At 52.0% G+C, this 12877-nt stretch carries 6 protein-coding genes and 5 pseudogenes; 8 read left to right on the top strand and 3 right to left on the bottom strand.

Annotated features, from left to right (window positions below):
• Window positions 1–269: 269 nt before the first annotated feature.
• A pseudogene (locus ACMX3H_RS19700) lies at window positions 270–1410 on the top strand (MFS transporter).
• Window positions 1411–1606: 196 nt separating this feature from the next.
• Here ACMX3H_RS19700 and ACMX3H_RS19695 read toward each other — a convergent pair.
• Window positions 1607–1918, bottom strand: a pseudogene (locus ACMX3H_RS19695) (exodeoxyribonuclease VII large subunit); the annotation flags it as partial.
• A gap of 27 nt (window positions 1919–1945) precedes the next feature.
• On the opposite strand from ACMX3H_RS19695, the pseudogene ACMX3H_RS19690 reads away from it, so the two are divergent.
• Window positions 1946–2149, top strand: a pseudogene (locus tag ACMX3H_RS19690) (hypothetical protein); the annotation flags it as partial.
• Window positions 2150–2345: 196 nt separating this feature from the next.
• Here ACMX3H_RS19690 and xseA read toward each other — a convergent pair.
• Window positions 2346–3722, bottom strand: coding sequence for an exodeoxyribonuclease VII large subunit (xseA, locus tag ACMX3H_RS19685; RefSeq protein ID WP_415211076.1), 1377 nt, complete (start codon window positions 3720–3722; stop codon window positions 2346–2348).
• A 168-nt stretch (window positions 3723–3890) separates the two neighbouring features.
• On the opposite strand from xseA, the gene guaB reads away from it, so the two are divergent.
• The 6 genes and pseudogenes from guaB to ACMX3H_RS19655 all read left to right on the top strand — a co-directional run bounded on the left by guaB (window position 3891) and on the right by ACMX3H_RS19655 (window position 12070).
• On the top strand, window positions 3891–5354 hold the full coding sequence (gene guaB / locus ACMX3H_RS19680) for an IMP dehydrogenase (protein ID WP_415211074.1): 1464 nt from the start codon (window positions 3891–3893) through the stop codon (window positions 5352–5354).
• A 114-nt stretch (window positions 5355–5468) separates the two neighbouring features.
• Window positions 5469–7046 carry a glutamine-hydrolyzing GMP synthase gene (gene guaA, locus ACMX3H_RS19675; protein ID WP_415211073.1) on the top strand — a complete coding sequence of 526 codons (1578 nt, stop codon included), beginning with the start codon at window positions 5469–5471 and terminating at the stop codon, window positions 7044–7046.
• Between the two features lie 278 nt (window positions 7047–7324).
• Window positions 7325–8200 (top strand): annotated as a pseudogene (locus ACMX3H_RS19670) (IS3 family transposase); the annotation flags it as partial.
• A 1000-nt stretch (window positions 8201–9200) separates the two neighbouring features.
• Window positions 9201–10094 carry a glycosyltransferase family 2 protein gene (locus ACMX3H_RS19665; RefSeq protein WP_415211072.1) on the top strand — a complete coding sequence of 298 codons (894 nt, stop codon included), beginning with the start codon at window positions 9201–9203 and terminating at the stop codon, window positions 10092–10094.
• Between the two features lie 15 nt (window positions 10095–10109).
• Entirely contained in the window at window positions 10110–11405 is a 1296-nt protein-coding gene (locus ACMX3H_RS19660) for an O-antigen ligase family protein (RefSeq protein WP_415211071.1), read from the top strand.
• Between the two features lie 278 nt (window positions 11406–11683).
• A complete protein-coding gene (locus tag ACMX3H_RS19655) occupies window positions 11684–12070 on the top strand; it encodes a hypothetical protein (RefSeq protein WP_415211070.1) in 387 nt (128 codons plus the stop codon).
• A gap of 581 nt (window positions 12071–12651) precedes the next feature.
• Here the strand turns inward: ACMX3H_RS19655 and ACMX3H_RS19650 are convergent.
• Window positions 12652–12877, bottom strand: a pseudogene (locus tag ACMX3H_RS19650) (winged helix-turn-helix transcriptional regulator); the annotation flags it as partial.

Here is a 12877-nt window from a genome sequence, read left to right as displayed (position 1 = left end):
CCTCACCATCCCTGCTGAATAACTGTCAATACGGCGCTGGGCGTACGCTTACTTTATCTCCGCCCAGCACTTTTACCGCAAGCAGGGGTTTAGCGCCGTTACCCGCGCCGACCTGCCCGCCGTATTTCCCTTAATGGCGGTCGACTCCTCTTTTTCCATTTATCGCTATCGCCGCGATAACGCTCGGCGCGCGCATTCGGCTCTGTTCACGTTGCGGCGCCGAGCGCAGAGATGTTTCCCTGTCTTACTCTTGATGAAGGATTGGTACGATGCAAAACGGTAGTATAGCGCCCGATGATAATGATTATTGGCGGCGCAATTTAGTCGTCTGTGTGTTTGGCTCCTTTACCACTATCGTCGCGATGACGTTGCTATTGCCGTTTCTGCCTCTTTACGTCGAGCAACTCGGTGTCACCGGCCTATGCGGCTATCAGCGAGTGGTCGGGAGTGGCCTATGGCGCGGCCTTTTTCACCGCTGCGCTGACCGCGACGCTCTGGGGACGATTGGGGGATCGCTACGGCCGCAAGCTGATGCTGATCCGGGCCAGCCTCGGTATGGCGGTGGCGATGACGTTGCTTGGCATGGCGCTGCGCCTGCTGGCCGGTTTGCTGGGCGGATACGCCTCCGGATCCACTATCCTGGTCGCCACTCAGACCCCCAAGGCCCGCACGGGATGGGCATTGGGCATGCTCTCCTCCGGCATTATGGCGGGTAATCTCGTCGGTCCGCTGATTGGCGGTACGCTGCTGCCGCTCATCGGCATCCGCGGCACTTTTATGATAGCGGGCGGGGCCATCTTTATCGCTTTTTTGGCCACGGTGGTGGTGCTTAAAGAAGTCCCCGGCACCGCCTCGCGCCCGGTTGTCGCAGCGACATCCCCCGCCATCAGCCCCTGGCGCAACCTGCCGGTGATGGCAATGCTGATTACCGGTACATTGCTGATGCTGGCGAATATGTCCATCGAGCCGATTATCATGCTTTATGTCGCGCAGCCGGTGAGCGACCAGCAGGTGACGTTTGTCGCCGGCCTGGTAATGGCGGCCGCGGCGCTGGGCAGTATCCTATCGTCCTCAAGGCTCGGTCGGCTGGCGGACAGGGTGGGCCATTGGCGAGTAATCATTGGTTGTTTGCTGGTGGCGGCGGTGTTGCTTATCCCGCAGGCGTTCGTTACCGCCGGTTGGCAATTGGTGGCGCAGCGCTTTTGCATGGGGCTGGCATTGGGCGGGCTGCTACCCTGTATCGCCAGCGTCATTCGTTATAGTGTACCGGCGGCGAAGGTCGGCGGCCATTTGGGCATGCGGCCGGTCTTCCTCGGTACCTACCTGCTGCTGGCCGTCGGCGCGGGTTTTAACCAGCTGTGCCGCAATGCTGCCACCCGTTCGGCGGGGGACGCTCAAGGTCGGCCGTGACGGGCGTGCCGATATTGAAAAGTGTGTCATGGTACAAAGGCGGCACGGCCGCGTGTGGGAATTTACGCTCCTGGGAAGCGCACCGCGGCCTAGGCTTTGTGGCCGGGCGTGCGGTGTTGCGGTGGTGGAGCCTGCGGTCATGCGCTGTGCAGCATGCCGTGGCGGGTGCGGGCATGCGCCACGGCTCGCCGTTGAATCAGTCCTTTGATCGTCGCTGGCGTTTCGCCGGCTGCCGGGTGATCTGGGTAACCTGGCTCTCCACCCAGCCATCGCTCAGTCGGGTCGTCAGACGATCGCCGGCGCTTAGCTGACGGGTTTGTTTCACCACCGCGCCGTGGCTATCGGTGGTGACGCTGAACCCCCGCGCCAGGGTTTTCAGCGGACTCACGCCTTCCAGTCGGGAGCAGAGCGCCCCAAAGGCATTATTTTGCCGGCTTACGCGGCGGCTTATGCTCTGGCTCAGTTGGTAACGCAGCGCCTGCAATTGCTGCTGTGCACGGTTGATGCGCGCCAGCGTCATTCGTTATAGTGTACCGGTGGCGTACTGGGCTTGTCGACCTCCGCCCAGTACGTCGGTCAGGTAACCGGGCCGCTATTGGGCGGGGTGGTCGGCGGCCATTTTGGCATGCGGCCGGTCTTCCTCGGTACCTGCCTGCTGCTGGCCGTCGGCGCGGGTTTTAACCAGCTGTGCCGCAATGCTGCCACCCGTTCGGCGGGGGACGCTCAAGGTCGGCCGTGACGGGCGTGCCGATATTGAAAAGTGTGTCATGGTACAAAGGCGGCACGGCCGCGTGTGGGAATTTACGCTCCTGGGAAGCGCACCGCGGCCTAGGCTTTGTGGCCGGGCGTGCGGTGTTGCGGTGGTGGAGCCTGCGGTCATGCGCTGTGCAGCATGCCGTGGCGGGTGCGGGCATGCGCCACGGCTCGCCGTTGAATCAGTCCTTTGATCGTCGCTGGCGTTTCGCCGGCTGCCGGGTGATCTGGGTAACCTGGCTCTCCACCCAGCCATCGCTCAGTCGGGTCGTCAGACGATCGCCGGCGCTTAGCTGACGGGTTTGTTTCACCACCGCGCCGTGGCTATCGGTGGTGACGCTGAACCCCCGCGCCAGGGTTTTCAGCGGACTCACGCCTTCCAGTCGGGAGCAGAGCGCCCCAAAGGCATTATTTTGCCGGCTTACGCGGCGGCTTATGCTCTGGCTCAGTTGGTAACGCAGCGCCTGCAATTGCTGCTGTGCACGGTTGATGCGCGCCGTGGGCGCCTGCTGCTGCAGACGTTGCCGCAGATGTTCGTGACGGTGCAGCGCCTGGCGCAGTTGCCTCTGTAGGCCGTCGTCCAGGCGGCGGCGTAGAGCCATCAGTGCGGTTTGCTGGCGGGCGAGCCGCAATTGAGGATGCTGCTGGTGCAGGCGGTGCTGAAGACGGCCGTAGTGTTGTTGGCGCTGCGCGAGGAAATAATCCATCGCCATTTCCAGCCGCTGCCGTTGAGACTGCAGTTGACGCAAGAGTTCCACCTGGTTGCGGCTTACCAGCTCGGCCGCCGCCGACGGCGTTGGCGCGCGCAAATCGGCGACAAAATCGGCGATGGTCACATCGGTCTCATGGCCGACCGCGCTGACTACCGGCAAGCGGCTGGCGAAAATCGCCCGCGCCACCCGTTCGTCGTTGAAGCTGGCGAGATCCTCCAGCGAACCGCCCCCGCGACCCACGATCAGCACATCGCACTCTGCGCGCCGGTTGGCGGCTTCGATGGCGCGCACGATCTGCGCCGGCGCTTCCAGCCCCTGCACCGCGGTGGGGTAAACCACCACCGGCAGTGACGGATCGCGGCGTTTCAACACCTGCAAAATATCGTGCAGCGCCGCGCCGCTGGCGGAGGTAATCACCCCTACGCGGCGGGCCGTGCTGGGCAGCGGTTGCTTATACTGCTGGCTGAACAGCCCCTCGTCGCTTAATTGTTGTTTAAGCTGCTCAAACTGCTGTTGCAGTAATCCGTCGCCGGCCGGCTGCATGCTCTCGGCAATAAGCTGATAGTCGCCGCGCGGCTCATAAAGCGTGAGGGTTGCGCGCACCAATACCTGTTGACCGTTGCGCGGCGAAAACGTGGTGCGGCGGTTGGTATTGCGAAACATGGCGCAGCGCACCTGGGCGCGGTCGTCTTTGAGGGTGAAGTACCAGTGACCCGACGCAGGCTGGGAAAAATTGGATATCTCTCCCGTGAGCCAAACCTGACCCATTTCGCCTTCCAACAGCTCTCGTACCGTTTTATTGAGACGGCTGACGGTAAAAATCAGGGAAGAGGGCGGGGTAAACATGTGAGCGGGATCAAACTCCATTGCAAAGTCTTAATCGATTGATATTACTCATTGCGAAACGGTAAGCAAGGATTTTTTGAAAATAGTGCTGGAGGCAACCGATTACGTTCTGTATAATGCCACGGCAATATTTTATCTGTTTCACATCCACCTTGGTGAGATATTGCTATGTTACGTATTGCTAAAGAAGCTCTGACATTCGACGACGTTCTGCTCCTTCCCGCTCACTCCATGGTACTGCCCAACGCGGCCGATCTCGGCACCCGATTGACTCAGAAAATACGCCTGAATATACCCATGCTGTCCGCGGCAATGGATACGGTAACCGAATCCAGCCTGGCTATCGCGCTGGCGCAGGAAGGCGGTATTGGTTTTATCCACAAAAACATGTCTATCGAACGCCAGGCGGAGGAAGTGGGCCGCGTGAAACGCCATGAGAGCGGCGTCGTGACCAATCCTCAGTGTGTCACGCCCAGTACTACGCTATCCGAGGTAAAAGAACTCACCACGCGCAACGGTTTCGCCGGCTATCCGGTGGTAACGGAAGATAATGAATTGGTAGGGATCATTACCGGTCGTGACGTTCGCTTCGTCACCGATCTTAGCCAGCCGGTTTCCACCGTGATGACCCCGAAAGAACGCCTGGTGACGGTAAAAGAAGGCGAAGCCCGCGAAGTGGTGCTGGCCAAAATGCACGAAAAGCGCGTCGAAAAAGCGCTGGTGGTGGATGAGCAATTTCATCTGCTCGGTATGATAACGGTAAAAGATTTCCAAAAGGCCGAACGTAAACCCAATGCCTGTAAAGATGAACACGGCCGCTTGCGCGTCGGCGCGGCGGTAGGCGCCGGCGCCAGCAACGAAGAGCGCATCGACGCCCTGGTGAGCGCCGGCGTTGACGTCCTGATTATCGATTCCTCCCACGGCCATTCCGAAGGCGTGCTACAGCGTATCCGCGACACGCGCGCCAAATACCCCGACCTGCAAATCATCGGCGGCAACGTTGCCACCGGCGCCGGTGCGCTCGCGCTGGTCGAGGCGGGCGTCAGCGCCGTGAAAGTGGGCATCGGCCCCGGCTCCATTTGTACGACCCGCATCGTCACCGGCGTCGGTGTGCCGCAGATCACCGCTATTTTTGATGCGGTTGAAGCCTTGGAAGGTACGGGGATCCCGGTTATCGCCGACGGCGGCATCCGTTTTTCCGGCGATATCGCCAAAGCCATCGCCGCCGGCGCCGCCTGTGTCATGGTAGGGTCGCTGTTGGCGGGCACCGAAGAATCCCCCGGCGAAATCGAACTGTTCCAAGGCCGCTCTTTCAAATCCTACCGCGGCATGGGGTCGCTGGGCGCGATGTCCAAGGGGTCGTCGGACCGGTATTTCCAGACCGACAACGCCGCCGATAAACTGGTGCCGGAAGGCATCGAAGGCCGCGTGGCGTATAAAGGTCGCCTGAAGGAAATTGTCCATCAACAAATGGGCGGGCTGCGTTCCTGTATGGGGCTGACCGGTTGTGCTACTATCGACGACCTTCGTACCAAAGCGGAATTTGTCCGTATCAGCGGTGCCGGCATTCAGGAAAGCCACGTTCATGACGTCGCCATCACCAAAGAATCCCCGAACTACCGCATGGGTTAACGAATTTCCCCGGCGCGGGCCATGCCAGCTCGGCGGCCCGACGCCATTCTGCTCGGTACTTTCCCGGCCGGGCAATGATACTTTTTTGCTATACGCTCTCGGAATACGCCATCAATGACAGAAAATATCCATAAACACCGCATTCTGATTCTGGACTTCGGATCGCAATATACCCAGCTGGTGGCCCGCCGGGTACGTGAGCTTGGCGTCTATTGCGAACTTTGGGCATGGGATGTAACCGAAGCGCAAATACGCGAATTCCATCCCCGCGGTATTATCCTTTCCGGCGGTCCGGAAAGCACCACAGAGCAGGACAGCCCGCGCGCGCCGGACTATGTGTTTCAGGCGGGCGTGCCGGTGCTGGGTGTCTGCTACGGCATGCAAACCATGGCGATGCAGCTCGGCGGTAAAGTCCAGGGCTCTTCCCAGCGCGAATTTGGCTATGCCCAGGTAGAAGTGTTGACCACCAGTTTTCTGGTGCGCGACATTCAGGACGACATCGGCATCGGCGGCACGCCGCTGCTGGATGTCTGGATGAGCCATGGCGACAAAGTCACCGCCATTCCGGTGGATTTTGTCACCGTCGCCAGCACCGAAACTTGCCCGTTCGCCATCATGGCTAACGAAGAAAAACGGTTTTACGGTGTTCAATTCCACCCCGAAGTTACCCATACCCGCCAGGGGCAGCGCATGCTGGAACGCTTCGTGCTCGATATTTGCCGGTGCGACCCGCTGTGGACGCCGGCCAAAATTATTGAAGATGCGGTGGCGCGCATTCGCGAGCAGGTCGGCGACGATCGGGTGATCCTCGGCTTATCCGGCGGCGTGGATTCATCGGTGACCGCGATGCTGCTGCATCGGGCCATCGGCGAGCGATTGACCTGCGTGTTCGTCGATAACGGCCTGCTGCGCCTCAACGAAGCCAGTCAGGTGATGGATATGGTCGGCGATCATTATGGCCTGAACATTATCCATGTGTCGGCGGAAGACCGCTTCCTCTCCGCGCTGGCCGGCATCGACGATCCGGAAACCAAACGGAAAACCATCGGCCGGGTGTTTGTTGAGGTGTTTGACGAACAGGCGCTGAGTCTCACCGAAGTAAAATGGCTGGTGCAGGGTACCATTTACCCCGATGTTATCGAATCCGCCGCCTCCGCCACCGGCAAGGCGCACGTCATCAAGTCGCACCATAATGTCGGCGGCCTGCCGAAAGAGATGAAAATGGGCTTGGTGGAACCGCTGAAAGAATTGTTCAAGGACGAAGTGCGTAAGATAGGCCTGGAGCTGGGCCTGCCGTACGACATGCTTTATCGCCATCCGTTCCCTGGCCCGGGTCTGGGCGTGCGGGTGCTGGGTGAGGTGAAAAAGGAGTATTGCGATCTGCTGCGCCGCGCCGATGCGATCTTTATCGAAGAGCTGCACAAGGCGGATCTGTATAACAAAGTCAGCCAGGCCTTCACGGTCTTTTTGCCCGTGCGCTCCGTCGGCGTGATGGGCGACGGCCGCAAGTACGACTGGGTGGTGTCGCTGCGCGTGGTGGAAACCATCGACTTTATGACCGCCCATTGGGTGCATCTGCCGTACGAATTCCTGGGGCGCGTTTCCAACCGCATCATCAATGAGATCGACGGCATTTCCCGCGTGGTGTATGACATCTCCGGCAAACCGCCGGCGACGATAGAGTGGGAATGATTTAACGTCTGACAATTGCCCGCACGTAAATGCACTAAATCCCCTCTAAGCCCGCGTAACCGCGGGCTTTTTTGTTATTGTGTCTGGCATTTTCTGGCAGCTGTTAGCAACGGGAAGCACGATTTTTTCAATGGAATTTTTGATGTTACTCTCTGTTTTCGAGGTTAGATTTGAAAAAATACCCTGTGATAAAAGTGTAGGTATCCCGCTTGCTTAAACGAACCATTCACATTTAGAACTCCTCCGGCATACTGATTATATCCCCAGAGAAGAGCATCCTGCGCAAAGCCCGATTCACCGAACACCAGATCATCGCCGTTCTGAAGTCAGTCGAAGCCGGACGCACGCTAAAGATGTCTGCCGCGAAGCCGGTATCTCTGAAGCCAGCTCATACACTGGAAAGCGAAATTTGGCGGTATGGCAGCCTCTGATATCAAAAAGATGAAAGACTTGAGGATGAAATTCGTCGCCTGAAACAGATGCTTGCCGATCTCAGTCTGGAAAACCCGGCGTTAGAAGATGTCATCGAAAAGAGTTTTAAAACCAGCGATAAAGTGTGAGCTCGTCAGCTACCTGAAAGCGCAATTTGCGATGAGCGTACGTCATGCATGTAGGACGTTATCGCTGAGCCGGACGGTTTATCTTTATCAACTTGATGTCCGGCGCGATGAGCAGGTGGTTCAGGCCCTGACCGAAACGGCTGAACGTTATCCGCGATACGGTTTTAAGAAGCTGTTCCGGGGACTGCGCAGGCAGAGGCAAGCATGGAATCATAAAAGAGTGCGCCGAATTTACTGCCTGCTGAAGCTGAACGTCCATTGTAAGGGAAAACAGCGATTTCCTGTGCGTAATCCGGCACCACTGGCGACGCCGGAAGCGCTTAATCAGAGCGGGTCCGGTGATTTTATGCACGATGCGCTGATGTGTGGCAGACGCTTGCGGACATTCGACGTGGTGGATAATTTTAACCGTGAAGCCCTGGCGATAGAAATCGATCTGAATATTTCGGCACAACGGGTGGCCCGGGTGCTGGACAGGGTAGTAACAAACCGCGAAATCCTCTGAAACAGCGGATGGATAACGGTCCGAAACTGATATCGCTCACGCTAGCGCAATGGACGGAAGAGCATGGCGTGATACTGGAATTTATCAGGGTTCCGGTTGCTGCATCAACGCGGCCTGTGCCGCCAGCGTGCGCTCTGAGGACATTTTCGTTAGCAGCGGAGCTGATTTTATCAATAGGCTTTAGTGCCGCAACCGTAGGGCGGGAGCCGTGAGCGCAGCTTTTCATCGATATCTCTTCCTGTTCGCGCAGTATCACACCGCGCTGAATGTTGATTTCACAGTAGCGCCATGACACCACTGCGCCGCAGGTAGCCCTCTACTCTGCTGTCCATGCCCGGACTTCCGCCACGCACGCAATGAACGTCATTTCTGCTTCTAACGCGACAATGTCATCACGTGCCGTGGTGTGCTCGTCACACATCGCCTTGTAGCGATGCAAAAAATTCTGGCCTAATTTGCGGACAATTTTGGACTCATTTAAACCCAAGAAAAAGCTATTTTCGACAGTCCAGAGTGGTTTGCAAAAAAAAATTATCAAGCAAAATTGCGGATGATTAACTCGCGTTCGCGCAGATGATTACTACACAGTCAGTATTTCAGGTCAACAATGTCGAAAGAAGCAGGTTATCCATGCTTGTGTATTGCTCCAGAGTGAATGCCTTCCATAGTTCTGAATCCGCCAATAGATATAGGGGAATGCAAAATTACTGTTGTCCAGTTTAATATCGTAATAAATTAATTTCCATGAAAATAGATTCTTTTTGGCTACGTTTTCTATAATCCGCATTGTTATGATACTATCGAATCCTTATTAAGATTTTTCTAATATTGCAATTAACTTTAAGATGCGGACGGAGAAAGCGCAATGACCTCTCTGACCGGGTCTTCCGCAGGAGAGACGACTACATCTTGAAGTATTATGAATATAAATCATTTTTATTTATATAATGTAATTTATAAAAAATAAGTAATAGATTTAAAGTTTTATATACTTTGATTTATGATTTACTTTTTAAATTATGTAAGTAAATAGCTACATGCCATTGAAATTACACAAAGAAAAAAATAAATTAACATTGGGATAACGTAATGACTATTTCCTTGTCTATTGTTGTTGCAGTTCATAACCTTGAAAAGTACATATCTAAATGTTTGGATAGCGCGTTAGCAGCAATGAAACATGAATATGATTATGAAATAATATTAGTTGATGATTCATCTTGCGATGATTCTCCTAAAATCATGAAAGAGTACGCCATAAAATATTCACAGATCTACTATTTCCGCGTTGAGTATAAGAACATAGGAAGAGTAAGGCAATATGCATTAAATCATTGTCAAGGGAAGTATTTTACCATCCTTGACGGTGATGATACTGTTTATGGGGATTTTTTAAAACAAATACTTTCTTTTTTAAGAATGAAAGATTTCGACTTACTTGCTACACCAATAGAGGGAAAATGTATCAAAAATTACAGCATTCCAAAATATATACGAAAGAGGGATTTTATAAAAATATACTTGAGAGGAAAGAAAATTCAGGGGCATTTTGCAGGTAAATTTTATCAAACGGCATTACTAAAAAAAATCGGAATAGAGGAAAAAAAATATTACGAAGATGAATACACCTTGCTTAAAATACTGCCTTTCATCAAAGATGTTTTCTTTTCCGAAAGCTGCTTTTATAATTATGTAAAAAGAAAAGATAGCTTAACGCATAGTTTAAGCTTTAAGCAAATTTCTGAACGAATGAATTTAGAAAAAATAAAGATTCAGATGCTAAAGAGACAAGGAGCAATTGCCTATTGCAGCGCAATAAATGAACTAAGAAAATTACCTCCTGAGTATTTGCATGAAGACTCTATCAAACTCCTCATCGACACGTGCAAAAAAATATCAATGGCGAGGTTCATTTTATCACCATGTGTTAGAGTTAGTGATAAGAAAAAATATTTGAAATTGAAGGCAAGTAAGATATTGTAATCGGAGTGTTTTGCCATGGGTGAAGGAAATAAAGAGTCAATGAAAAGATATATCGCAACCTTTTTTTTCTGTTCTTTTTTTATTATTTTGCCGTTAGCTTTTATCGACGAAAAAACAAGTAGGATTTCTTTCTATTTATGTGGTTATTTGAGTTTGCTAGGTATAGCGATTAACTTCAGAGAATGTCTATCTTCACTTTTAACCTGTAAGATTATACTCCCTCTTTTACTAATATCACTTTTATACACCATCTGGTCATTATTGTGTGAATTGATATCTTATAATGCTCAAGGAACGCTATTCACACCTGGTAAGCGTTGGTTTGTGGCTGCGGTAATTAGCTGGTATGCTGTATGGTTATATAATCACGATAGTGCTCAACGTGCGCTTATACGCCGGTGTTGTATATTTTCACTATCGGGCACATTTATCATCGCAAGTATTTATGGTATATGGCAATATATTGAGACATCAGATCGCATAGTTTTTGCTATGAATCGAGCCACAGGCACCGCATATCAATACAGCGCATTATCGCTGGTACTCATAGCTGTCACAATATGTGATAGATTAAGTCTTAAAAAACAATATTTTATTTTTTCATCTGGACTGCTGTCGATATATGTGGTTTTCCTTACCGAAACGAGATCTGCAATGGTCATCCATACATTGGCCGTGATCATGCTAATCTTACCTGTGGTATTCAAAGATAGAAAATTAAAATCAATTCCCTTGCTATTAATCATATTGACCTTGGTATCAATAATCTACACTAATTGGAATCTAATTTCAGCACGTTATAATAGAACATCGCAAGAAGTCTCGCTTTATCAACATGGTAATGACAAAACTTCACTAGGTGCCAGATTTACGATGTGGCGTGTTGGCGTCATGGCATTCATCAATGCACCGTTAGGTGAAACACAGTCCTCTAGAAACGAAAAAATAGTGAGTTTCCTGCATTCTGAAAGAAATCAAAATTCCGATGCACTTCGATACCTAGATGTTCACTTGCATAATGAAATTATTCAAGCCGGCTCTTTGTTCGGTATATTTGGCATTTATATTTTAGGTTTTTTTTATTACACGCTGATTTTTAACAATGGTCTCTGCAAGATATTCCTTTATAATCCAATTTCACTATTATCATTGTCTGCTTTGCTCTATGGTTTAACTGATGTTATTTTAACTTCAATAGAATATGTGGTGGTATTCTCTTTACTTTTGATAACCTCTAGGTTAGCGTGCAATGAACCAAGCATATGCCATAAAAAATTAAAATGCGCCTGTATAGATACCATTTGTGGTTAAAAAAACTCCGTGATGTGAAAAATTGCGGAGTTAGAACATTATTTATTGAATTCAGTAATGTCAATAATAATTGGTGTCTCGCAATATTTGATAATATAACAATCAATTGATTAACCAGAATTTTTTCATTAGGTAATTAAGCAAAACTGCTTTTGAGACCCAGTAGGCGGCGTTGCCACTCATAGGGAGGGGCGGGCAGGTCGCAAACCTGTCTTCCCCTGTTGTGATGAAGATGGTATGGTTTTTGACCACCCACCTGCCGAAATAGACAAAGGATCTTGCATGCGACTAGCCAATCGAACTTTATCTATTTGTATATGCTCTACTTTTATCATCATCCTTTTTTTATCCAGGCACATGAAAGCAATAAGGATGGCGGTATTAACGTTGAAAAACTGCTTGAGATGGAAAAGTCTTGGGATGGCGTTTCATACCAGGCATACCCTAAAGGCACGCCTCAACTTTCCATTCTCAAAATTACCGTGGCGCCCAATACCAGTCTCCCCTGGCATGAACATCCGATCCCCAATGCAGCCTATGTGCTAAAAGGGGCTTTGACCGTTGAAAAAAAACGAATGGCGAAAAACACACGCTTAGGGCTGGAGAAGTGGTGTCTGAGATGGTCGACAGCGCTCATCGCGGTTACACCGGCAAAGAAGGCGTGACCCTCGTGGTATTCTATGCGGGGCAAAAGGGGCTCCCTTTATCGAAACCGGCCGGATAATTGCGCCGCAATAGGGGTGTTTTCCCTTCGGGCATGTTTCGTTAGCGCTATTTTCCATTACAGCGAGTAATTGAAACGGTACGGCTTCACAGCATGCGGCAGCATATTAAGTGCCGCGTTGCCGCTGGCTTGACAGGTTTACCGTTTCACCAGCGCCGGGTCTTAAACCTTAACCGCCGTAGCCTCTGGGCAAAATGTGGGGACTATCGATAAGACTCGGTATTTCACCGCCGTTAAATGGCTTACTTGACGTCCAACGGCGTGGGCCTGTAGCGGAGCGTCCCTCTTTTTGCCCTTGCTATCCCGCAGCAAGGACGACCGTTGTGCTCATCATTTTAAGGACACTACAACGCGCCTGGCGGTGATTTCGCCGCAGCGGCAAGGGGGCTGCGGCGTAGCCGACGGTTTTCTCGCCTCGCTGTTACCCTGTGGTTTCGCTCTCAGGCTGTTGGCGTTTTGGCCCGATTCGTAGGCGGACTGCAGTTGAAATTTACCTAGCGGGCGCCGCCGGTTGGAAATATCATCCTTCTGCTCTGCCCATTTAAGCATGGCGTCTAACGCCGGGCATAATGCCTGGCCCCAGGGTGTCAGTCGGTACTCGACCTTGGGGGGAACTTGCGGATAAATCTTGCGCGCCACGATGCCATCCGCCTCCAATTGCCGCAATTGCTGAGCAAGCATTTTCTGTGAAATGCCGGGGATAAGTTTTTCCAGGTCGGAATAACGCTGCACTTTCCCGTCAAACAGG

It is taken from the genome of Sodalis sp. (in: enterobacteria), from assembly GCF_047607725.1.
GTDB lineage: Bacteria > Pseudomonadota > Gammaproteobacteria > Enterobacterales > Enterobacteriaceae > JBLKSS01.
Note: the sequence above shows the minus strand (reverse complement) of the source record. Positions and strands in the feature narration are given on the sequence as shown.